Origin of the sequence: Candidatus Palauibacter scopulicola, from assembly GCF_947581915.1 — a bacterium.
GTDB classification, from domain to species: domain Bacteria; phylum Gemmatimonadota; class Gemmatimonadetes; order Palauibacterales; family Palauibacteraceae; genus Palauibacter; species Palauibacter scopulicola.
Genome location: NZ_CANPWG010000065.1, coordinates 210,849 through 232,596, shown reverse-complemented (window position 1 = coordinate 232,596; position 21,748 = coordinate 210,849). Strand labels below are relative to the sequence as shown.

Genomic DNA, 21,748 nt, shown 5'->3' with positions numbered 1-21,748 from the left:
CCCGCCCCCGGAGTTACTGGGTGCGCTCCACCCGGATGCGGTTCGTACCGTGCTCGAGCACGAGCGCGTCGCCCATGGGGACCTCGGCGCCCATCATCTCGGCGTTGTAGTCGAACGTGGCCACGGCCATCTCTCCCGCCGTAACGGTCACGCTCGCCGTCTGCGTACCGAACTCCTCGTGCCACGCCGTCATCGTGTAGTCGCCGGCGGGAACATTGGCGATCGAGAACCTCCCGTCGGCGCCCGTCACCGCGAAGTACGGGTGGTCGACGACGCCGATGTACGCCTGCATCCAGCCGTGCACGTCACAGCGCACGGGCACCATCACTTCCGCCACCTGGAAGCGCTGCGTGCTCGTGATCCCCGCGCGGGGCTGGCTGATGTTGAAGCCGCGGTTCTCGGTCGGGGTGGCGTTGATGTTGTGGAGCAGGTTGTCGCTGTTCGAGATCTCGATGTCCTGACCGCTCTGCACGCCGAGCACGTGCGGCGTGTAGCGGCAGTTCACCTGGTCGAGCTCCGCGGCGCCGGACGCGGCCGGCGCGCCGGAGACACCCTCGCTCAGGTAGACGAACACGTTGGCGAGGCCGCCTTCGGACACGAGGACGCTCTGGGCCATGGGCCCTTCCGCGCCGTAGCCGGCGGCGCAATCCGCCTCGGCCGACATGTCGATGGACTCCATCGTCGGGACCATCCCGCCGAAGTTGGCCATGCCCGCTATGGTGCCGACGGTCGATGGGTCTACCGCGGCGGCGGCCGGCGCCGCTTCGCCCGCGTCGTCCGCCGCTTCCGACGAACCACCATCGCCGCCGCCACAGGCGGCCATCGCCGCGACGGCCATGAGGGCGGCCGAGCGGTTCCAGAAATGCGATCGCATTGACTTACCTCCGTACTGAAAGCTGTTGCGCTATCGGCTGTTGAGAGCCCTTCCCCGTTGCTTCATCCATCTCTCCGGCGATCCTGGGCCCGGCGCACGAGAACGAGACCGAAGGCCCCCGTCAAGAGCATGGCCAGCAGGGGCGTCACGACGACCGTGCTGGATGCCGGAGGTTCGAGCAGAATGTAATACCACGTGCTCACGGAACTGCGCTTTCCGACCTCGGCGCTGGACCCGTCCCAGGCCTGGAACGCGATGGGCGTCGGCGTCCCCTCGGCGAAGTCGAGGCCATCGCTTTCGACTTCGATCGAGCGGCGGAGATAGAGCGTCCAGCGCCCCTCCTCCCACGTCGCTTCTCCCGTTACCGGGTCCTCCGCGAGCGGTTCGACGGAGTCGAGGCCGCGGCCGCGCCCCGCACCGACGCCGGCGTCCGAATCCCACGTCCACAGGTAGACCGGCTCCCGGGCGTCCCCCATCAGGAAGTACGGCCGGTCGGTGCCCTCCGGCGGTTCGAAGGGGAACTGCAGGAGCACCGCGTCCGGGGGCCGCACGGCCGGCGCGCCGGCGCTGTCGAGGGCGATGGGTTCCGCGCCGTCCAGGTCGAGGGCGGCCGTGATCTTGTACTGCCACTCGTCCCAGTTCGGGTCCGGGCTGTTCGATGGGTCATTCCACTGCACGCGCAGCGCGATATCGCTTCCGTCGTGAAGCCCCTGCACCCAGAGTCCGTCGACCGTCGGCGCGAAGTTGCGGGGCAGCTGCACGACCTGGCCCGACAGCGGGAAGTAGAAAGCCTCGACGCCCGCCCACGCTTCCTCCCCACCATCGGCCGGCAGCCCGCCCTCGGCGCGTCCCACGCGGATCACTTCGCGCAGCGGCGGCATCTCCCGCGGCCCCATGGAGGCGAGGTAGTGCGCGAGTTGCCACACCTCGTCGGGCGAGACGACGCCCGAGTTCATGGCGTCGATCGCCGACGGCATCGGCGTGCCGTCCAGCCCCGTCAGCATCCGGGTGTGCATGTCCTCGACGCTGCTGCCCCCGTTCAGCACCCACGCCTCAGTGAGATCGGCCGCGCGGATGGGCAGGCCGCGCCAGTCCTCCAGCGTCGGCGCCGAGGTCCCGTCGCCCCGCCCGGACAGGCCGTGGCACTCCTCGCACAGCATCGTGAGGTACGCCGCCGCACCCGCCTCGATCGCGGCGGGACCGCCGCCGGGATCCGAGCCGAAATCCAGGGGCTCCGGGGCCGGACCCTGGCCGAAGAACCGCGAGAAGCTCTTCAGGTAGACGATGAGGTCGTCGATCTCCCCGTCCGTGAGGTTGGGCCAGCCCGGCATCGTCGTACCCGGCAGCCCGTTCTCGATCGCGAAGCGGATGTCCGCGTCCGTCGGGAGCTGCCCGCTTCCGGTCGTCCGGATCTGATAGAGCGCCTGCGTGAAGTCCCGCGGGCGCGGCAGCATCGAGGCGGCGGCGGAGCCATCCCCCTGCCCCGTCTCGCCGTGACATTCGGCGCACCAGCGGTCGTACACGACCTTCCCCGCGGCGGCGGCATCTTCCTGTGCCGCCAGCGGGGGCGAGGCGGTAACGGCGAGGATGGCGAACCCGCCGAGCGCGAGCAGCCCGAAGGCCCTGCAGCGGAGCGCCATCATTCGTGGCCCCCTTCCCCCTCTTCCTCCCAGGTGCGCGGCGTGAACCCCGTCTGGTCGTAGAGGTAGAGGATCGTCGCCCAGATCTCGTCCTGTTCGAGGATCGTCTCCCACGCCGGCATGGCCGAATCCCACGGCGTCCCCTCGCGCGGGAGGCCCGGGCCGCCCTTGACGATGCGCCAGAACACGTAGCTCTCCGTGAGCTGGGGCAGGTTGCCCGAACTCGTGAAGTCGGCGGGGACCGGGTTGAAGACCGGCGCGTAGTGGCCCTGGCCGTCGAGCAGATCCCCGTGGCAGGGCACGCAGTTGCGGACGTAGATCCGCTTGCCTACCGCCAGGTGCTCCTCCATGGAGCCTTCCTCGTGGAGCGGATTTTCGAGCCCCGTGAGTTCGATCGTTTCGCCGCGGAAGGTGAGCTGGTTCGGCGGCGCGGGGTGCACGGAGCGCAACGTGGCCGGCGCCGCGTAGCTCGGCCTCACGTTCTGATAGGCGAGCCAGCCGACGAGGACCGGAAGCGCGACCATGAGGATTCCCCGCAGCGTCTTGCGGTCGCCCGCGACCATCGTTTCGCGGATCGGCTTCTTGAAGCTCTTCCAGCGCGCCTCGTCCGCGCTCATGTAGAGGACGATGCCCACCAGGACGGTGAGCATGTACTGAAGGATGACTGAACTCGGCACGGGAGCGCTCGCCACGCCGATCACCGGGAGCACGTAGCCGATCACCCACTCGAACGCCACGTAGGACACGACGATGACGATCGCGCCCTGCCAGAACGGATGGGACAGGTGACGCTTCATCGGCTACCTCCCGCGCTGTCGGGCGGGACTTCCGCCGCGTCGCCGGGAGCCTCCGCGCCGGCTCCCGAGCCTCCCACGAAGAAGTCCACCAGCACGTCGAGTTCCACCGGGGACATGAGGTCTCCGAAGATCGTCGGCATCGTTCCGGCGAAGGCCGAGTATTCCTCGTTGATCGTCGCCATCGGATCCACGATCCCCTCGAGGACGACGGCGGGATCCTGTCCCCTCAGCTCCTCGAAGGGGGGAGCGACCATGCCGCCCTCCCCGCCGAGCGCGTGACAGGCGAGGCAGCCCTGCGCCGTGATCAGCGCGACCGCGTCGACCTGGCTCGGGTCGGTGACGACCGGAGGCGGCGGCGCGGACGCGGCCGCGTCGTCGGCCGCCAGCGCGGCGGCGAAGTCGTCGGCGCTCACCGTGATCTCGCCGCCCTGCGATTCCAGGAAGGCGACGAGCGTCCACAACTCGGCCTGCGACGAAACGATGCTCTGATCGATCATGATGGGGTCGAAGCCCTCGACGATGTAGGCCGTCGGGTTGACCAGAGACTCCCACAGGTAGTCCTTGCAGCTCTGCCCCGCGACGCGCGTCGCGCACACGCCGCCCACCACCCCGAGGAGGTCCGGGGCGCGCGTGCCGAGGCCGTGGCACGCCGTGCAGCCGCCCGCCCCCGCGTAGATCTCCTCTCCAATCGCCGCCAGCTCCTCCGGCGGCATGTCCGCGCTGAGCACGATCTCCCGCGGGACCGCCGACTGCACCTGCGGGATCACGTTCGCCACGAAGGTGAACACCGCCAGCGTCGCCACGACCGTGAACAGGATCTTCAGGTTCGTCATCTAGTCTTCCCGTCCTCGCGCCACCGTCCTCGCATCCCCGCTCCAGGCCACGGCTAGTCCACGTCGCCCAGGGAAGGCGCCGGCATCGGGTCTCCGAGCGCGGCGCGCCCCTCCTGTCCGGCCTTCACCTTCGCCTCGGCCTCCCGGTACACGGAGCGTTCGGCCAGGCCGCCGAGCCAGAAGATGAGGCCGACGAGCGCGAAGAAGATGAGCACGCAGATGCTGATGATCGTCGCCGCCGGCCCAAGCGCCGGCGTGAACGCCTGCTCGCTCGTGTCCCGGATCACCTCGTAGACGTGCCAGTGCTGCCGGATCCCGCTGCGCGCGAATCCCATCAACCCCATGAGCCACGTGAACGTGACGGCGAGGATGAGGAGCGCGTACTGGGACCGGTCCGGCATCCGCCCCCACCGGATCTCGCCCCGGGAGCGGGCGCCCCGCAGCATCGCCATGTCGATCCCGATGACGAACAGGATCGTCGCCAGGACCGCGAGCACCTGGTAGACGGAGAAGCCGATCCGCACGATCGCGGTCACGAAATAGCCGTACACGCCGTAGAACACGACGATGACCGCGCACAGCGCGAAGGCCGCCCCCTGCAGCATGGTCCCCGCTCGCGCCCACGGCACCACCGGATCCTTGTTCGCCCTCCGGTACATTAGGAAGGAGAGGAACGTCGTCAGGATCATCAGGTTGACGGCCGTGTTCTTCGCGCTCATCACCCCGAGCACCTGCAGGAACGGGTGCCGGATCCCGCCCATGGCCGCGATCTCATCGCGATCCGCGATCATCGTGTTCGGCGTCGCCCACACGATCACGCCGAGGACCAGCACGAGCAGCATCCACTTGATGTAGGGCTGGAACCGTTCCGCCCCCGGAATCCGTCCCATCCCGATCCACAGATAGTAGTTGCCCGCGAGGAAGAGGATGCCGATGAGGAAGGCCTGGATGATCCAGAGCCAGCTCATGAAGCCGCCCATCATCGTGATGCCCATCTGCTGGCTGAACTCGTAGATCTCCCGTCCGAGCCAGTAGCCCGCGAAGGGGAGGACGATGAGCGCGCCGATCGCGATCAGGTTGCCCGTGTAACCCATCCAGTCGTAGTGGGCGCGTTCCTCGTCGGTCTTGCTCGTGAGGAACCGGTACGCCGCGTAGGCGCCGACGATCGCGCCGCCGAACACCACGTTCGCGAGCAGCCGGTGGATGTTGATCGGCATCCAGGTCGCGTTGTTGATCGCGCTCCACAGCTGGACGGTCTGCGGGGCCGTGTCCGCCGTGAGTCCCTCCGGCGGGCTCATCATGTAGGTGAGCCACCCGTTCGCGATGAACATGACGATCGTGCCCCAGACGTTGAGCATGATCCCCAGGCACCAGTGGGCCTTCTTCGCCGCGCCCTTCTTCCACGCGTCCCACCCGTAGTAGTAGAGGTAGAGCGTGAACGATTCGAGGAAGAAGAGGCCCGCGTACACCCACATCGACGGCGCGAAGATCGCCGTCAGATACCCCCAGAAGCGCGGGTAGAGCGTCGAGAGGAAGAAGACGAGGATCGCGCCCCAGATCGCGGTCGCGCTGTAGGCCACGAGCAGGAGCCGGGTGAATTCCTTCGCGAGCTTGTCGTACTTCTCATCCCCGCCGAACATCCCGATCGCCTCGATGACGACGGCGAACATGGGCACGCCGAGCACGAAGGCCGCGAACAGGAGGTGCAACTGGGCCGCGATCCAGACCGCGCCGCGGCGGTCGAGTCCGAGGAAGTTGAACTCCCCGTAGTCGGGGCCCGGCGCCTGCGCGAGGAGCGGGATGGCGACCGCCAGCGCGAGGGCGGCGAGCAGTACGCCGCGCGTCGCGACGCCACGGGTCAACCAGCGCTTCATCGCTTATCCCCCCGTCCCGCGCTCCGCCGACTCCGGGCGAAGAAGGGCATCCGTTTCGAGAAGTCCACCGGCATGGCCCGGCGGACCTCGGTCATCGCGTCGATCGTCACCTCGGCGTGGCCGCGCTCGCGCGCGAACTTTTCCACCCGTTGCGCCACCACGCCCCGCACGAAGCTGGGGATGGCGTTGAGCCGGGCGGAGGCCTCGGCGCTCCACGGCAGCTTCCGCTCGACCGCTGAGCCGTACGTGACCGGCCGGCGAGGCTCGATCGCGGCCGCGATGCCCGGCGCCGGCTCATAGCCGCAGGAAGGATCGGGACCGAGCAGGTCCCCGTCCACCGCGTAAGCCCGGGCGCGGCAACCGCCGCACAGCGCACGGTACTCGCAGCGTCCGCACTTGCCGCCCGGTTCGCCCTCGCGCAGCAGCCGGAAGACCGTCGCCTCGCGCCAGATCTCGCCGAACGACGCCTCGGAGAGGTCGCCGGCGACCTCCGGCATGTAGGGGCACGGCGTCACCTTGCCCTCGGGCGTGATGCGGCAGTACTGGACGCCGCACGGGCAGCGCGTCCGGTAGTTCAGGAGTGGCGAGTCCGGGTCCCGCTCGTACACGTGCCGCATGAGCTGCGGCTGGCACTTGGAGCGGATCATGAGCCGCCCCCGGAAGTCCCGCTGCAGTTCCGCCAGCCGGGCCACCAGCTCGTCGTTCTCTTCGGGGGCGAGGCCGCGCATTCCCTCTCCCCGGCCCGTCTCGACGAGGAAATAGACGTTGAGGCAGACCGCGCCCTTCGCATCCGCCCAGGCGGCGATGGCATCGAGTTCGTCCCGGTTCCCGCGTGTGACCGTGAACTGGATGAGGAAGTCGAGACGGTGCTCCGCCAGCCGGTCGACCGCGGCGAGGGTGTCTTCGAGCGCGCCCTCGCCGTGCCGGAAGCGGTCGTGATAGCGCGGCTCAAGGGAGTCGACGCTGAGGGCGACGCCCTGCACGCCGGCCTCCTTCAGCGAGGCGATGCGTTCGTCGGTGAGCCCGGTGCCGTTCGTGCCCACCGTGACGGTGGCGCCGCGTTCCGAGGCGTAGGCCGCGATCGCCTCGAGGTCGGAGCGCACGAGCGGTTCCCCCCCGCTGAGGATGAGGAGCGGGGACGGACTCGTTTCGAGAATCTGATCGATGACGCGGAAGCAGGCCGCGGTATCGAGCTCGTCCGCATCCGCATGCCACGACCCGGCGGAGATGTAGCAGTGGGCGCAGGCGAGGTTGCAGCGGCGCGTCAGGTTCCAGGCGACGACGTGCGGGATGGCGGCATCGGGTTCGGCCCGCGGAGACGCGGCGGCGGGGGCGCCGTCCCAGAGCGAACCGGGCACGGCGGGGCTCCGGTTCGCGACGGCTTCCGCGGCCAGCGGGGCCCCGGTCACTTCGCGCGCGGCCCCTGCTCCGAAGCGGGACGGGCGTCCGCTTCCGACTCGTCCCCGAGCTCCGTGCGCGCGAACTTCTCGACCGCCGCGCGGGCATCGTCGGGCGACACCATCTTGAAGTCGACGGGACAGTCCGCCGCCTGCTGCTCGATGTCGCGGATCGGACAGCGCGTCACCCCGGAGGCCTTCGCCTCCTCGATGAAGCGCTTCATCTCCTCGCTCATGCCGTCAACGCCGGCGGCTTCGGCCCGCGCCTGCTTCGCCTTCAACTCGTTGAACATCACGAGCATCGTGTCGAGGTCGAACTCGTCGGCCGCGATCATCGCGTCCTTGTTCTCGTCCATGACGACGGTGGTCACGCGCCACATGCCCTGGTCGCGGGCGAAGCGCTCCACCGTGTTCCGGGCGAGGGGGCGGGCGATCAGCGGCACGCGCCCCAGGCGCTCGAACGCCTCGTGCGTCCAGACGATCGGGTCGGCGGCCGTGCGGTCGCGCGGGATCTGGTTGTCCGTGACCGGGCACTTCGCCATCACCGGAAGCGGGGCCTCGAACGCGTCGGCGTCGCTCGTCTCCACCACGGTGCGCTTCATCGCCTCGTCCGCCTTCACCTCGGCGAGGGCGAGTTCCTCCGCGTCGCCGATCCCCATCACGAGCTGCATGTGGGTCGGGAGGAGCTTCTTGATCGCCTCGTCGAGGCGATCATTCGTCACGACGGGCAGCTGGTCGCGATTCCAGAGTTCGGTCTTCTCCGCGTTCCCGCGCCCGTTGGCGGCCTCTCCGACCTCGGCGATCGAAGGCGCCGCGCCGGTCTCCAGCGCGTCACGCGCCACCTTCGCGGTGCCGCTCGCCCCATTGCCGGCCACGGCGTCTCCGTCCGCCGGCGGCCGAGCCGCCCGGTACTGCTTCTCGTCCTTCGGATTCGGGACGAAGGCGGCCGCGTAGCGGCTCCCGGGTCCGTAGTGTTCGAGGACGAACTCCTCGACGGCCTTGCGCGCGATCCCGAGGGCGAACGGCGGCACGCGCAGGATCCTCACCTCCGCCTCGGGCGCCCACTCGAGCCCGGCCTCGCCGTCCTCCTCGATCCAGGGGATCTCCTCGGGCCGGACGTTCCCGGTGCCGATGAGCAGGATGTTCGCGTCCGCGAGGGCGACGAGGTTGTCGGCCTGCGAGCCGATGTCCGTGCCCTCGATGCGGTGCGAGCCGTGGCGGGCCACGACGATGAGCGATGGATCGATCTCCTCGGCCCACTTGAGGAGCACGTCGAACGGCTTCCCGACCAGCACCTGGGTCTCGATCTCGACCTCGGGATACTCGCTCGCCATCACCTCGGCCCGCTTGATGTTCGCCTTGCAGAGGCGGAGCAGGCCCTTGTCGATGATGTTGTTGTGGAGCTCCTCCTGCTCCTCGAACTTGAACACCTTCGAGGCCTGGACCGAGAGCACGTCTTTGATGTTGTGGAAGACGACGTGGTGGTACTGCACGTCGAAGGCGCTCGCGATGTAGACCTTGGCGCCGTATTCGCGGGCCATGTCGAGCGCGATGCGCAGGCCCTTGTAGGCGTACGCCGACCCGTCCACGCCGACGAGCCACCTGCCACCCTCCAGCGGCCGGTCGTCGCGGACGATGAGCGCGTCTTTCTCGATCCCGCGGAGCGCGCGCGCGACGACGCCGCCGAGGCGGCTCCGTTCCTGCCGCCCGAGGCCGTGGGCGCCGATGGTGACGAGGTCGTAGTCGCGACCGGAGGTACCGGCGAGCTTGTCCTCCTGCTCTTCGTCCTCGGCCACGAGCCGGCCGTTCTCGCCCAGCTTGACGTCCGCGCGCTGCTTCTCGCTGCCGTCGTAGTTGTGGGCGATGTTCGGGTCGAAACCGATGAGGCTCGGGAGACGTCCGCCGCCGCGGTTCGCCTCGTTGATGATCTCCTCGTAGTTGATGCCCTCGAGAAGCTGCCGCGTGAGGGTCACGCCGGCTTCGGAGCAGCGGCGGTGGAGCTGGTCCAGGAAGCTGTCCGAGATGAGCTGAAGCCCCTTCTCGATCAGCTTGTCGTGGATCTTGCGCTGCCTGCGGATCTCCGCCGGCTCCTGGAACTGGGCCGGGAGGCCGATCTCGAGCTGGCGAAACCGGATGTCGTGGAGGCGCGCGGCGTAGACGTGAGAGCCGGTGATGCGGCCTCCGGAGCGAGCGCAGAGTTCGATGGCCCGGTCCACGGCCCAGTCCGACTCGCGCGAGTTATCGACCGGGACGAATACCTCTCGATACATGGCGCTCCGTTGGACGGCGTGCTGCGGCCGGTTCACGCTGCTCGCACCAGCCTCGCCCGGCTGCGAAGCCCGGATGTACGCAGTCCGCGAGAATCGGCCACGGACGAGGAATTCGGCGACGCTGATCCAAGGTTGTCGGGGCCGCCGGAAGGTCCGGAACCCCGCTTATGCGCCAAGAAGGTGCGGCTGCCCACGGGGAAAGTCAAACGGCACTAGGGAGTTCGCGGCCAGCGGAGGCGGCGGCTCCAATCCGAGGCCAAAACCGCGGCCCCGAAGGTCACGCCGGCCGCGACGAGAAGGCTGCGGAGCCAGACGGAAGCGTCCATGGGCATCCCGCCGGTGCCCGCCGTGAGCGCGGCCCGCAGCGGCGCGTACGGATTCCACTCGGCGACGAAGGAGGTCCAGCCCGGAACGGGGGTCCGGAAGAAGCCGGCGAAGTGCAGGAGGAGGAGGGAAAGCGCGGCGGAAGCGAGGGCCGCTTCGGCGAGCGAACGCACCGCGGCCGCCACAAGGGGACCGAGCAGGTTCGCGAACCACAACGTCGCGAGGGCCGACAGGAGGACGACGGGTCCCGCACCGGCGCCGCCGGCCGACCACAGGAGGACGAGGACCGCGGGCGCGAGCTGGAGCGCGTCGATCGTCGTGCCCGCGAGCGTGCGCTCGAGGAGCCAGCGGGGTGCGGAGTAGCCGGTGCGAAGGATCTCATCGAGCCACCCGTCGCGGGCGTCGCGCACGGCGGGGATGGCCGAGCCGAAGGCTCCGAAGAAGACGATGAATACGCCGAAGACGGCGACCCGGTGCGGCGCCGCGGTCGCGCTGAGGGCCACGGGCGTGAGGAGGAGGAGCGGGACCCCGACGTTCCACAGGAACAACCGCCGCCGCCGCAGGGCCGTGCGCCACGCCAGGCGCCAGATCGTCACTCGGAACTCTCTTCCAGACGCCGGCCCGTGAGCGTCGCAAAGGCGTCCGCGAGACTGGGTTCCCGGACGGCGACCGAGGCGACGGAGGCCCCGCCGCGCAGGACCCAGGCCAGCGTCTCGGGAAGCGCCCGGCTCGGGTCCTCGACCTCGAGGATCACCGCGCTCTCGTCCCAGACCGACGTGCGCACGTCCTCCGGCGCGGGGTCCAGGGTGTCGGGGTCGGGGCTCCGCCCGGCGGCGAACCGGATCTCCACGCGGGGGCGGGCGCCGACGCGCTCCAGGAGCCGGGCCGGGGTGTCCACCACCGCGCAGCGCCCGTCGACGATGAACGCGACACGGTCGCAGTGCGCGGCGGCGAAGACGGGATCATGGGCGGACAGCACCGCGGTCCCCCCGTCGGCGGCGTGGTCGGCGAGGGCTTCGGCGAAGGCCGCCCGACCACCGGGATCGAGCCCGGCCAGCGGCTCGTCGAGCAGGAGCAACGGGGCCGCGGTTCCGAACGCGGTCGCGAGCGCGAGCCGTCTCCGCATGCCGCTCGAGTAGGCGCCGGCGGGGCGGCCGGCGTCCGCCTCGAGCCCGAAGCGCGCGAGCCACGCGTCCGCCGTGGCGCGCGCCTCGCCGGGTCCGGCGCCGTGGAGTTCGAGCAGGACGGCCGCGTTGTCGCGCCCGCTGAGCCACGTGCGCAGGGCGGGCCGGTCGGGGGCGAGCCAGCGCTGCCGGGCATCGTCGACACCGGGGGCCCGACGAAGCCCCGGAGCGCCGTCGCCGCCGAGGAGTCGGAGGAAGGTCGATTTGCCGGACCCGTTGGGGCCGAGGAGCGCGAGGCGCTCTCCCTCCCGGACCTCGAGCGAGAGGTCCCGGAGGGCGGGACTCCCATCGGGGTAGCGGTAGGCGACCGCCTCCGCCGTCACCAGCGGGGGCTTCGCCGCGGCGCCGGGGTTCACGGAACGATCTCTATCCCGTCTTCCAGGACGGTGATCGCATCGACCGGACAGGACGCGCACGCCTCGATGAAGCGCTTCCGCGAGGCATGCTCCGGGCCGGTGAACACCGCTACCCCATCCTCGTCGAGATCGAAGGCCTCCGGCGCCTCCTCGATGCAGTCCCCGAAGCCGACGCACAGGTCGCGGTCAATGACGGCGCGGAGCCCGTGGACCTCCCGTTCCACGGACGGATCCGGAGCCCCCGCCCCTTCACGCGTATCGCTCACCCCTCCGCCGCCATCCGTCACCGCCGGCTACATGCCTTCCAGGCCGAGATCGGACCGGGCCCGGTCCATGACGGCGGGCGTCATCTCCTCGATCCCGCGTTCCCGGGCGTATTCGTTGTAGATCTTCTTCACCATCCCCCGCACGAAGGAGGGCACGTGGCCGAGGCGCTCGACCGCGTCCACGTTCCAGCGCACGGGTCCGGGGTTCGTCAACGGCGGTGCGGACGGGGCTTCGTCGCGCGCCTGCTCCACGCCGGCGCGGATGCCTTCAAAGTTCTCGTTCGGGACGGTGCGGCCTCCCACCTTCACGCCGAGCGAACTCACGAGCTGCGTTTCCATGGGGTTGGCGAGCATCGCGGTCTTCCGCCCGCAGGAGGGACACCTGAAGACGGCGGCCATCGTGCCGTCGCCGGGCACGGCCCGCTCGTCGAAGGCCATCTGCCGGTCGCAGTCCACGCAGAGGAACTTCATCGCGCCGCGCGCGCCGCGTGAAGCACGTCGACCACCTTCCGGAGCGCCTCCGCGGCTCCGCGCCCGCCCGCCAGCCATTCCTCGAGCCGTCCCTCGTCCGCCGCGGCCCCCAGCGCCGCATCGAAGGGGAGGCGCGCAAGCAGGGGAACCCGGAAACGGCCCGCCAGTTCGGCCCCGGCGTCACCGGCGTGCAGCGGAGCAAGCTCTCCGCAGGCGTCGCAGCGAACCCCCGACAGGTTCTCCACGAGTCCCAGGATGGGAAGGCCGCGTCTCCGAGCGAGATCGAGCGAACGCGCCACCGCGTCGCGGGAGGCGGCGCTCGGGATGGTGACCGCGACGATGCCGGCGATTCCGGGGACGAGCGCGTGGAGTTCGGCGAGCCGCTGGGTACCCGGCGGCAGGTCCACGAGGAGCGCATCCAGTTCTCCCCACGCGACATCGGACAGGAATTCCCGCAGGGCCCCCCGCTCCTGGGCGCCACGCCACACAAAGCCGGCGTCGGCGGGCTCGCGCCACGTGAGGGCGCGGTCCGGCTCCGTGAGGAACGCCATCGACATGACGCGGACTCCGGCGCGCGAAGCGGGCGGTGCGAACCCATCCCGGGATTCGGCGAGGCTTTCGGGTTCGATGCCGAGAAGGCGCGGCACGCTGGGGCCGTTGAGGTCCGCATCGACCAGGCCCACGCGATCCCCCCCCCGGGCGAGGGCGGTCGCGAGAAGGGCGGAGACGAGGCTCTTCCCCACCCCGCCCTTGCCGCTCATCACCGCGATGACGCGGGCGACGGAAGCGAGCCGCACGGACACGCGCTCGTCCCCGGCCGCGATCTGATCCGGGAGATCCGAGCGCAGTTCGTCCACTTCGTGGTAGGTGCGAAATCCGGAACTCATGGGGAGTGGAAGCTCCAATCGGGCCGGCAGAGGGTCAACAGGGGATGGAGGCGAAGTTTCGGCTCGCGTCCCGCCTTCGTACGATGTCCGGCAGACGGACCGAAGTCCACCGTGAATCGGAACATCCCATGTCGATCATCGGGTTTCACCGTTTTCTCATCGCGACGGCCATCGTCTTCTGCGCCGTCTTCGCCGCGTGGGAATTCCGGATCTTCGCGAGCGCCGGGAGTCTCGGGGCGCTGGCAATCGGCGTGATCTTCGCGCTCGCGACGGCGGCGCTCGCCTACTATCTCGCCAACCTGGCCCGGTTCCTGAGCGGAACGCGGCACGATTCCCCGTGGCACCGAGGACGGTGAAGGGCGGGGACCGGACGGACGGGGACCGGCCGGTTGTACTGTACGTCGCGGGGGCCGTGTTCCTGTTCATCCTCGTCGTCGTCGTTGCCGGCTCGTTCACGAGGCCCGACCCCGTGACCTTCGTTCCTTCTCCCGTCGGCCCGCGCCCCCCCGTGGACCGGTTCGTCGTGGACACCGTCACCGTCGATGCCCGGGACGGCTCGCACTGGGTCTACTTCGATTTCGACAAGGGGAGCGCGGTCGGCGGTCCGCTCGCCGGCTGGGACCTCGCCCTCAACCGGTACCACCTCGTTGTCAACGGTGGCAGCGGATATCCCGGGGCCGGGGGGGCGATCGCCATCGGCGCCCCGTGGGAGGCTGTGACGGAGGCTCCGGCGTCCGGTTACGCGACGACGGAGGGCGCGCTGGAGGACGGCCCGGCGACGCCCGGACTCGAACGCTGGTACCGGTACGGATTTTTCTCCCACCTCCTCGAACCGAAGGACGAGACCTACGTGATCCGGACGGCGGAGGGGCGCTACGCGAAGCTGAGGATCCTGAGCTATTACTGCCCGCAGGCGACGCCCGGATGCGTGACTCTCATGTACGGATTCCAGGGAGACGGTTCGCGCCGCCTCACGGGCTGAGCCGCCGCGCCCGCTCCACGAGGCGGGACGCCCCCGCCTTCAACAACTGTTCCGCCAGCCCGCGGCCGAGTGCGCCGGCCGAAGCGCGCGACCCCGTTCCGGCCGCTTCGACCGGCGGGCCACCGTCCACGTCGTAGACGGCTGAGCGGAGCCAGAGATCTCCCCCCCGCAGCCACGCGCGGGCGGCGATCGGAACCCGGCAACCCCCTTCGAGCGCCGCGAGCAGGGCCCGCTCGGCGGTCACCTCGGCTCGGACGCCCGGGTCGTCCAGCGCCCCGACGCGAGCGGCCATGCCATCCTCTCCGTCCCGACACTGGAGCCCGAGCGCGCCCTGGCCGGGAGCGGGTAGCCAGTCCTCATCCAGGATGCGGGCGCCCCGGGGCCACAGACCGAGCCGCCGGAGCCCGGCTGCCGCCAGCACCAGCGCCTCGAAGCGGCCGTCCTCCAGCCTGCGGAGCCGCGTGTCGACATTCCCGCGGATCGGCCGCGGCTCGAGGTCGGCCCGCGCGGCGCGCAACTGCGCGGCGCGCCGCAGCGACGACGTGCCGACCCGTGCGCCGGAGGGCAGACGTCGGAGGAGGTCGCGTCCGCCCGTGTCCCGGGGCGCGGCAACCGGCGATTCGCGGACCACGAGGACGTCGCGGGGATCTTCGCGGGAGGGGACCGCGCCCAGCGTCAATCCATCGGGGAGGTCCGTCGGCAGGTCCTTCAGGGAATGCACCGCGACGTCGATGTCCCCTTTCCGGAGGGCGCGTTCGAGGTCCTCGGTGAACAGCCCCTTCCCCCCGATCTCCGGAAGCGGCGTCCCGGGATCGCGGTCCCCGGCGGTGGAGATGAACCGGTATTCGACGGACAGCTCCGGCCAGCGTTCGCGCAGCCGTTCGCCCACCCAGGCGGCTTGCGCCCGGGAGAGCGGCGACCTCCTGGCCCCGACGACGAGCGGCTCGCTCACCCCGCGCCGCCGTCTCCCAGCACGCCGAGGATCGCCGCCCGGTCGACCTTCCCCACGCCGGTGAGCGGCATCTCCTCCACGATCGCGATGCGACGGGGGTGCGCATAGGCGGGTCCCCGCTCGAGCGTGTACCGCTTGAGGGATTCGGCCGTGACGGTCGCCTCGGTTCTGAGCCGGACCACCGCGGCCGGGACCGCACCCTTGAGGGCGTGGGGCACGGGCACGACGGTCGCGTCACGGACATCGGGATGGGAGAGCAGCAGGTCCTCCACCTCCTTGGGATAGATGTTCTCGCCGCCGGAGTTGAACATGTCGTCGGTGCGGCCGCGGAAGTAGTAGAAGCCCTCCCCGTCGCGGAAGAAGAGGTCGCCCGTGGCGAGCCAGCCGTCCCGGATCCGGGCCGCGTTCACCTCGGGCAGATTGTGATAGCCCGTCGTGACGCCGGGATTCCGGACCCATAGCTCTCCGTACTCCGGATCTTCGCTGCCATCGCGCACGAGCTTGATCTCTCCCTCGGGCCACGCCGCGCCGCAGCTTCCCCTCGGGGTCGGGCGTCCGTCGGGCCCAGGTCCGATCATGACCGGCCCGCCTTCGGTGAGCCCGTAGCTCTCGCCGACTTCGATGTCGAACGCGCGCTCGACCGCGTCCATCAGTTCGGGCTGCACCGGGGCGGAGCCCAGCGTGACCTTCCGAAGCGCCGAGAAATCGAGCTTCTCGATCAGATCCATCCGATCCAGGACCATCGCGAACACGGCGGGGACGGCGCCCACCTGCGTACAGCGGTACCCGCTGAGGGCCCGAAGAAACGGTTCCGGGGAGAAGCCGGGCAGAATCACGACCGAGGCCCCGGCCTGCAGCAGGGGCTTGATGGCCCCGGCCATCGCGTTCTTGTGGTAGAGGGGTACGGCGACGAGAGCCCGGTCGCCGGGGTCGGCCGGCCAGTACTTCCGCAGGCAGCGCACCCACCAGAGTTGGCCCTCGTGGGAGAGGACGACGCCCTTGGGCTTGCCCGTCGACCCCGACGTGTAGGGCTGGAACGCCGGGCGGCGGGCATCGAGCCGCGGGGGATCGAACCGGGGCGACGATCCCGCGAGGGCGCTCTCGTAGTCCAGCCAGCCGGCGCCTCCCCGCTCGCCCCCCATGCCGTCGCCGCCGACGTCCCACCTTCTCTCGATCCCCAACCGTTCGACGACCGCGACCGAGCGCTCGGTCGCCGCGGTCTCGACGAAGGCGGCCCGGCAGGCCGCGTCCCGGACGATGTGCGCGAGCGAGTCCTCCGACAGCTTGAAGTTGAGCGGAACGGGGACGGCTCCGCAGCGCATGCCTCCGAAGAGGATCTCGACGAACTCGAAGCGGTTGCCGACGCTCAGAACGAAGCGGTCGCCCGCCCCGATGCCGGCATCCGAGAGGAGGTTCGCCACGCGATCCATCCGCTCGTCGATTTCGGCGTACGTGACTTCGCGGGGGACGGGGCCCGAAAGGTCGATGAGCGCGACCCGGCCCGGGAAGGCCTCGGCGGCGTCGCGGAGCCAGTATCCGAGGTTGGAATCGCGGCCGCGGGATCGGTCGCTCCGCCCGGCGCCGCTCACTCCTCCGACCCCGGGGACCGCGAGGGGCGCGCGAGCACGGCGATGCAAACGACCGTGGCCGCGCAGCCGACGGCGACCCACGTCCAGCCGTCGCCGGTCCGCATGACCGACGAGACGCCCCACAGCGCCACGGCGTTCGCGACCAGGTTGAGGAGCAGTCCCCAGACCCGCCCGGACCACGGCCCGGCCCGTCGTTCGAGTAGCCGGTCGACGGCGCCCATCACCACCACCCCAGCCGGTTGAAGACGTACGTGACGGCGATCGCGTTCAGGAGGGTGACCTGGAGCAGGATTCCGAGGTTCCACAGGTACGACCGGCAGCGGTCCGCGCCGAGGAGTTCGCGGTCGTTCAGCAGCAGGTACATCGACCATCCGACGACGTTGTTCGCCAGCGAGAGAAAGGCCGCGATCGCGATCACGAGCCAGACCGGACGGGCGTTCCATGCGGCAAGGAAGGCGATCTGCGGCAGCAGGGCGCTGACCTTCCAGCGCCACGACGACGTGTCGGGCTCCCAGCCGAAGGCCTCGTGGACGGCCATGGCCCCGGCCAGACTCATCCCGACCGTCGTCGTGATCGGCACGGCCAGGAAGCCCGCGTAGAAGAGGATCTGCGACCATGTGGGCCCGAGGAGCGGCATGAGCGCGGCCGCCAGTGCGGGCGCGGAGTCCGGCGTGATCCCCTGCGGAAACAGCGTCGCCGCGAACACTCCGATCACCAGGAAGTTGATGACCACGAACGGGAGGAAGAGCCCGGCGATCAGGTCGAAGCGGGCCAGCGATTCGTGCTTCCGCCCCCAGCCGCGGCCGAGGCCCGCGTAGTGGAAGAAGACCCAGTCCATGACGCCGACGGCGGCGGCGGACGACGCGATGAAGAGATCCAGGCCCTCCCCGCCGCCAGGCAACCACGGCACGAAGAAGCCGCGCGCCGCCGCGCCCCAGTCGACGCCCACGAGCAGCAGGACGGCTCCGAAAGCGAGGATCATGACGGCGATGCCGCTCTTCATGACCGCCTCGACAAGCCGCGTCCCCCGGCCTCCCCGACGCCCGTAGCTGAGGATGAGCGCGCTCGTGACCCCACAGTACATGAGCCAGTTGTACTCGGCGGGGAATGTGAAGCCGGCGAACGGTGCCAGCGACTCGATGAGATGGGTGCCGAGGGCGACCTGGCCGAAGTTGAAGATCACGGCGACCGCAGCCGTGCCGACGAGTCCGGTCATCAGCGACCCGATGACCCAGGAGTGGCGCCGGTTCTGTACCGGGATCACGCGGAAGCCGCCCCTGCAGGTGAAACGGGCCATCGCGGCCATCATGAACAGGCCCAGCCCCGCGCTCAGCCAGATCAGCCACAGCGTGCGGTACCCGAACGTGGCGCCCGACAGCATCGAGGAGGTGAGCGTACCGGCGCCGAGCGTGAGCGCCGCGCCCATGAACCCCGGCCCGGCCAGGCGGGCGTAGCCGCCGAGCTTCCGGTGCAAAGGAGCGTCGGCGAGCGCCGCCAGCCGGTCGGCTTCGGCGTCCAGGACCGCCCGCGGGATCTTGCGGGCGATCGGGTAGTTCACGGAGTCAGGATCGATTTGCCGAATACGGCGCGCTCCATCAGTTCGCGCATCGCGGTGCGGACCTCGCCGACCGGTCTGACGGCGTGGATCACCGGGTCGAGTTCGCCCCCGGCCACCATGTCGAGCAGCCGCGCCAGCCCCTCGCGGCTCCACCCGTCCGATCCGACGATCGACTGCTCGAAGCTCCAGATGTAGCGGATGTCCGTTCGCGGGTCGTAGCCGGCGGTCGCCCCGCAGGTGACCATGCGGCCCTGAAAGCGCAGCATCCTCAGGCTGGCGGCCCACGAGGCCCCGCCGATGTAGTTGATCACGACGTCCACGCCGCCGGCGTCGGGATCGTGGTAGCGGGGCCGGCCCGCGATCGCCCGCACCCGCCTCACGAGTTCGGCGGAGTCGGAGGGCAGCACGTGGTCCGCACCCAGCGCGCGGAGCCGTTCCAGTTTCCGTCCGGAGCCGCCGGTGGCGATGATCCGCGCCCCGATTCGCTTGCAGAGCTGGACGCAGCCACAGCCCACGCCGCCGGTCGCGCCCAGGATCAGCACGGTCTCGCCCGCCTGCACCCGGGCGCGGTCCTCGATCATGCGCAGGGCGGTCCCGTACGCGACGGGCAGGGCTGCGGCCTGCTCGAACGAGACGCCTTCGGGGATCGGCAGCAGGTTGCCGAGAGGGACGGCAAGGTACTCGGCGGCCGCGCCCGGAGCCTTCTCGCCCAGCATGCCGCGGCCTTCGATCAACGGGTCGATCAGAACGCGGTCCCCGACCCGCCGTCCGGCCGCGTCCGTCCCGGCCCCGAAGCCCGCGATCTCTCCCGCCGCGTCGCCGCACGGCGTCATGGGGAGCGGGACCCGCAGCCCCGTCGTGCCGCCGAGCATCATCGGGTCGAAGCCGTTGAGCCCGCAGGCGCGGATCCGGACCAGGGCTTCGCCGGGAGCGGGTTCGGGGTCCGGGACCTCGCCCAGGTAGAGTTCGTCGGCGTCGCCGTGCCCGTCGTAGAGGACCGCCCTCACCGCATCAGCCCGCCAGCGACGAGTAGGTCCCCCGTCCGACCGCGCAGAGGCGCCCCTGATCGTCGTGCACGTCGACGTCCGACACCGAGATCGTACGGCCGTGACGCCGCAAACGGGCCGTGGCCAGCAGGTACGGGCCGGTGCAGGGGCGCAGGTAGTCGACCCGCAGCGAAATCGTCGGGACGCCGCCTCCGGCCCGCACGGCGACGACCATGTCCCCGGCGATGTCGATCAGCGAGGCGACCGGACCGCCGTGGTACATCGTGCCGTCTCGGGTAAGGTCGGGACGCATGGTCATCCGGAGGACGGCGGTGTCGTCGCCCAGTTCTTCGAGCGTGACGCCGAGCGCGACGATCGCCTCCGAGTCGGCGAGGATGGACTCGATCAGGGCCCGCGCGCCCGCATCCCGAGCCCCGTCGGTCCGCGCCGCGCCGGACTCCGTCATGGCGGCGGGAGGGCGTTCGTGACGGGCGTAGTCGCGTAGTAGAGGAGCAGGAACACCAGGAGCAGGATCGCAACCCATATGACGGAGACTCCGGTGGGCCAGGTACGCCCCAACACGCCGCTCGGGCCCATGTAGCGCCTGGCCGATCCGATCACGTCGCCGGCCGCGACCACGGTGCGCGCCGCGACGGCTTCCCGCAGCCGCGACGAGACGCCCCCCGCCGCGAGCGCCAGCCCCCTGCCGAATCGGCGATAGAACCAGTCCGCGTCGAGGTTCGTCGACGGCAGCTCGTGCGGTTCCCGGTCGGTGAGCCGCAGCCACACGAAGGCGAGCACGGCGAAGAAGAGCAGCTGCAGCTGGCTGATCACGTGCGCGGGGGTGAACGGCACGTACGTCACCTCGTACGGCAGGTTCGGATACAGGAACAGCGTTGGCCACGACCCGTTGAGGATGCACAGGAAGGCCGCCATCCCCATCGCGATGAGCATACTCGTCGGCGCCTCCTTCGTGCGGATCCCGGAATCGGGCCCGAAGAAGCCGTAGAACGGGATCTTGATCCCCGCGTGGTGCAGCACGCCGGCCGAGGCGAACAGGAGGAAGAGCCACACGATGTCGAGGTTCATCTCCAGCGCCGCCGCCATCACCATCGACTTGCTCACGAACCCGCTGAACAGCGGGAAGGCGGAGATGGAGGCGGCGCCGACGACGCACAAACCCGCCGTCTTCGGCATGCTCTTGTAGAGTCCGCCCAGCTCGCTGCACTTCGTCGTGCCCGCGCGGTAGAGCAGCGCCCCCGTCGACATGAAGAGGAGCCCCTTGAAGAGCACGTCGTTGAAGGCGTGCGCAACCGCCCCGTTCACGGCCATCTCGGTGCCGATTCCGACGCCGCAGACCATGAAGCCGATCTGGTTGATCATGCTGTATCCGAGCACCCGGCGCAGATCGTTCTCGATCACGGCGTAGAAGATCGGGAACATCGTCATGACAACGCCGACCCAGATCAGCAGCTCCTCGCCCTGGTATCCCCGCGCCAGGGCGTAAACGGCGACCTTGGTCGTGAACGCACTCAGGAAGACGGCGCCGCTGTAGGTGGCCTCGGGATAGGCGTCCGTGAGCCAGTTGTGCAGCAGCGGGAAGGCCGCCTTGATGCCGATTCCGAGGAGGATGAGGTTCGTCCCCAGCGTCCCCGTCGCCAGGGTCCCCGTCCCCAGGTGGTCGAAGGCGACGGAGCCCGTGGCCCGCGCGTGGGCGATGATGCCGGCCAGGAGGACGACCCCGGAGCCGACCTGCACGATCAGGTAGCGGATCCCCGCCCGGTAGGAACGTTCCGTGCCGCGCGCCCACACCAGAAAGACGGAACTCAGGGCCAGAAGCTCCCAGAAGACGAAGAGCGTGATCAGGTCGCCGGCCTGCACGGCTCCGATGGCGGCGCCCGCGTAGACCAGCGCCGCGGCATCTTCCAGCGCGCTCCCTCCGCGCCGCGCGAAGATGAGCCCGATGAAGGCCGCGATGTGGAAGAGCCACCCGAAGATCCGGCTCAGCCCGTCGATCCGGACGAGCGTCAGCTCGTACGAGAAGATCGAGATCTGCCCGAACTCTCCTTCGCCCACCGCGAGAAGGGCGGCGAGGCTCGCGACGGGCAGGAGGAGGACCCAGCCCGTGCGCGCACGGCCCCGGAGGAGGGGGACGAGCAACGCCCCGAGGATCATGATCGCGGCGGGAGGAAGGCTACCGATCATAGTAGTCCTCGTCCCGCATTACGCCCTTCCGGAGCAGCTTGGCGGTGTAGACGATCGCCGTGTACGCGAGGAAGCCGTAGACCGCGTAGAAGGGCGGCAGGCCCTCCCAGTCGCGCTCCGGGTGGCGCAACTCCCACCACCCCATTCGCTGCTGCAGGAAATTCACGAAGTCGAGCGCGAACAGCACGCCGCACACCACGACCAGGATCGCGATCAGGCGCTTCCAGCGCTTCGGATCGTCGAAGTAGTGCCGGCCCCGGTCCTTCGTCCGTCCGCCCGTGTCGTGCGTGTCAGCGGCCATGG

22 protein-coding genes are annotated in these 21,748 nt (G+C 70.1%); 2 read left to right on the top strand and 20 right to left on the bottom strand.

The window, feature by feature from the left end:
- Positions 1 to 13: 13 nt before the first annotated feature.
- The 12 genes from RN743_RS13675 to RN743_RS13620 form a co-directional block, all read right to left on the bottom strand.
- The gene (locus tag RN743_RS13675) at positions 14 to 874 is read right to left on the bottom strand and encodes a carboxypeptidase regulatory-like domain-containing protein (protein WP_310780632.1); all 861 of its coding nucleotides are present in this window, start codon (positions 872 to 874) and stop codon (positions 14 to 16) included.
- A gap of 62 nt (positions 875 to 936) precedes the next feature.
- A complete protein-coding gene (locus tag RN743_RS13670) occupies positions 937 to 2,517 on the bottom strand; it encodes a c-type cytochrome (protein ID WP_310780630.1) in 1,581 nt (526 codons plus the stop codon).
- Positions 2,514 to 3,311: a cytochrome c gene (locus RN743_RS13665; RefSeq protein ID WP_310780628.1), complete on the bottom strand. Its 798-nt coding sequence runs from the start codon at positions 3,309 to 3,311 to the stop codon at positions 2,514 to 2,516. The genes RN743_RS13670 and RN743_RS13665 overlap by 4 nt, the downstream gene beginning before the upstream one ends.
- Entirely contained in the window at positions 3,308 to 4,144 is an 837-nt protein-coding gene (locus RN743_RS13660; protein ID WP_310780626.1) for a hypothetical protein, read from the bottom strand. The genes RN743_RS13665 and RN743_RS13660 overlap by 4 nt, the downstream gene beginning before the upstream one ends.
- Before the next feature lie 53 nt (positions 4,145 to 4,197).
- A complete protein-coding gene (locus tag RN743_RS13655) occupies positions 4,198 to 6,018 on the bottom strand; it encodes a cytochrome ubiquinol oxidase subunit I (protein WP_310780624.1) in 1,821 nt (606 codons plus the stop codon).
- Positions 6,015 to 7,427, bottom strand: coding sequence for a radical SAM protein (locus RN743_RS13650; protein WP_310780622.1), 1,413 nt, complete (start codon positions 7,425 to 7,427; stop codon positions 6,015 to 6,017). Before RN743_RS13650 ends, RN743_RS13655 begins: the two co-directional genes overlap by 4 nt.
- The gene (locus tag RN743_RS13645; protein ID WP_310780620.1) at positions 7,424 to 9,685 is read right to left on the bottom strand and encodes a universal stress protein; all 2,262 of its coding nucleotides are present in this window, start codon (positions 9,683 to 9,685) and stop codon (positions 7,424 to 7,426) included. The genes RN743_RS13650 and RN743_RS13645 overlap by 4 nt, the downstream gene beginning before the upstream one ends.
- Before the next feature lie 212 nt (positions 9,686 to 9,897).
- Positions 9,898 to 10,605: an ABC transporter permease gene (locus RN743_RS13640; RefSeq protein WP_310780618.1), complete on the bottom strand. Its 708-nt coding sequence runs from the start codon at positions 10,603 to 10,605 to the stop codon at positions 9,898 to 9,900.
- Entirely contained in the window at positions 10,602 to 11,549 is a 948-nt protein-coding gene (locus RN743_RS13635) for an ABC transporter ATP-binding protein (RefSeq protein ID WP_310780616.1), read from the bottom strand. The genes RN743_RS13640 and RN743_RS13635 overlap by 4 nt, the downstream gene beginning before the upstream one ends.
- A complete protein-coding gene (locus RN743_RS13630) occupies positions 11,546 to 11,815 on the bottom strand; it encodes a ferredoxin (RefSeq protein WP_310780614.1) in 270 nt (89 codons plus the stop codon). The genes RN743_RS13635 and RN743_RS13630 overlap by 4 nt, the downstream gene beginning before the upstream one ends.
- Positions 11,816 to 11,842: 27 nt before the next feature.
- On the bottom strand, positions 11,843 to 12,286 hold the full coding sequence (locus tag RN743_RS13625; protein ID WP_310780612.1) for a PCP reductase family protein: 444 nt from the start codon (positions 12,284 to 12,286) through the stop codon (positions 11,843 to 11,845).
- Entirely contained in the window at positions 12,283 to 13,173 is an 891-nt protein-coding gene (locus RN743_RS13620) for a P-loop NTPase (RefSeq protein ID WP_310780610.1), read from the bottom strand. The genes RN743_RS13625 and RN743_RS13620 overlap by 4 nt, the downstream gene beginning before the upstream one ends.
- A gap of 128 nt (positions 13,174 to 13,301) precedes the next feature.
- On the opposite strand from RN743_RS13620, the gene RN743_RS13615 reads away from it, so the two are divergent.
- Both RN743_RS13615 and RN743_RS13610 read left to right on the top strand, forming a co-directional pair.
- A complete protein-coding gene (locus RN743_RS13615; protein ID WP_310780608.1) occupies positions 13,302 to 13,529 on the top strand; it encodes a hypothetical protein in 228 nt (75 codons plus the stop codon).
- Positions 13,511 to 14,155, top strand: a complete 645-nt coding sequence (locus RN743_RS13610) for an HmuY family protein (protein WP_310780606.1) — start codon at positions 13,511 to 13,513, stop codon at positions 14,153 to 14,155. Before RN743_RS13615 ends, RN743_RS13610 begins: the two co-directional genes overlap by 19 nt.
- Here RN743_RS13610 and hemC read toward each other — a convergent pair.
- Genes hemC through RN743_RS13570 form a run of 8 tightly spaced genes read right to left on the bottom strand, consistent with a single transcriptional unit; the run spans position 14,145 to position 21,746 of the window.
- Positions 14,145 to 15,107: a hydroxymethylbilane synthase gene (gene hemC, locus RN743_RS13605; protein ID WP_310780604.1), complete on the bottom strand. Its 963-nt coding sequence runs from the start codon at positions 15,105 to 15,107 to the stop codon at positions 14,145 to 14,147. The genes RN743_RS13610 and hemC overlap by 11 nt on opposite strands.
- Complete coding sequence (locus tag RN743_RS13600; RefSeq protein WP_310780602.1) at positions 15,104 to 16,696, bottom strand: class I adenylate-forming enzyme family protein; 1,593 nt, start codon at positions 16,694 to 16,696, stop codon at positions 15,104 to 15,106. Before RN743_RS13600 ends, hemC begins: the two co-directional genes overlap by 4 nt.
- Positions 16,693 to 16,917 carry a hypothetical protein gene (locus RN743_RS13595; protein ID WP_310780600.1) on the bottom strand — a complete coding sequence of 75 codons (225 nt, stop codon included), beginning with the start codon at positions 16,915 to 16,917 and terminating at the stop codon, positions 16,693 to 16,695. Before RN743_RS13595 ends, RN743_RS13600 begins: the two co-directional genes overlap by 4 nt.
- Positions 16,917 to 18,254, bottom strand: a complete 1,338-nt coding sequence (locus tag RN743_RS13590; RefSeq protein ID WP_310780598.1) for a divalent metal cation transporter — start codon at positions 18,252 to 18,254, stop codon at positions 16,917 to 16,919. Before RN743_RS13590 ends, RN743_RS13595 begins: the two co-directional genes overlap by 1 nt.
- Entirely contained in the window at positions 18,251 to 19,261 is a 1,011-nt protein-coding gene (locus RN743_RS13585; protein WP_310780596.1) for a zinc-binding dehydrogenase, read from the bottom strand. Before RN743_RS13585 ends, RN743_RS13590 begins: the two co-directional genes overlap by 4 nt.
- A gap of 4 nt (positions 19,262 to 19,265) precedes the next feature.
- Positions 19,266 to 19,706: a PaaI family thioesterase gene (locus RN743_RS13580; RefSeq protein WP_310780594.1), complete on the bottom strand. Its 441-nt coding sequence runs from the start codon at positions 19,704 to 19,706 to the stop codon at positions 19,266 to 19,268.
- On the bottom strand, positions 19,703 to 21,445 hold the full coding sequence (locus RN743_RS13575; protein ID WP_310780593.1) for a Na(+)/H(+) antiporter subunit D: 1,743 nt from the start codon (positions 21,443 to 21,445) through the stop codon (positions 19,703 to 19,705). The genes RN743_RS13580 and RN743_RS13575 overlap by 4 nt, the downstream gene beginning before the upstream one ends.
- Positions 21,435 to 21,746 (bottom strand): hypothetical protein, encoded by a 312-nt coding sequence (locus RN743_RS13570; RefSeq protein ID WP_310780592.1) that lies wholly within the window; start codon positions 21,744 to 21,746, stop codon positions 21,435 to 21,437. Before RN743_RS13570 ends, RN743_RS13575 begins: the two co-directional genes overlap by 11 nt.
- Positions 21,747 to 21,748 lie beyond the last annotated feature (2 nt).